General features: G+C 68.0%; 1 pseudogene. It reads right to left on the minus strand.

Annotation, left to right across the window (positions count from 1 at the left end):
* Positions 1-350: pseudogene (locus AZG88_RS15980) on the minus strand (hypothetical protein); the annotation flags it as partial.

The raw sequence follows: 350 nt of genomic DNA on the forward strand, positions 1-350 counted from the left end.
GTGTAGAACACCGCCTCGTGCGGCGACCCCAGCGCCCGCAACTCGCCGGCGATCATCGCGAACGCCGCATCCCAGCCGATCGGCTCGTAATGCGTGGCCCCCGGCAGCAACACCATCGGATGCGTCAACCGGCCCTGCTGCCCCAACCAGAACTCGGTACGCCCCAGCAGATCCGCCACCGAATGCTCGGCGAAGAACTCCGGGCCGACGGTGCGGGTGGTGGCCTCCTCCGCCACCGCCTTCGCCCCGTTCTCACAGAACTCCGCATGCTTGCGGTGCCCCGGGGTCTCCGGCCACGCACACCCCGGACAGTCGAACCCTTCCCGCTGATTCAACTTCATCAACGTCCG

This window comes from Rhodococcus sp. LB1, from assembly GCF_001583455.1.
Taxonomy (GTDB): Bacteria; Actinomycetota; Actinomycetes; order Mycobacteriales; family Mycobacteriaceae; genus Rhodococcus_F; species Rhodococcus_F opacus.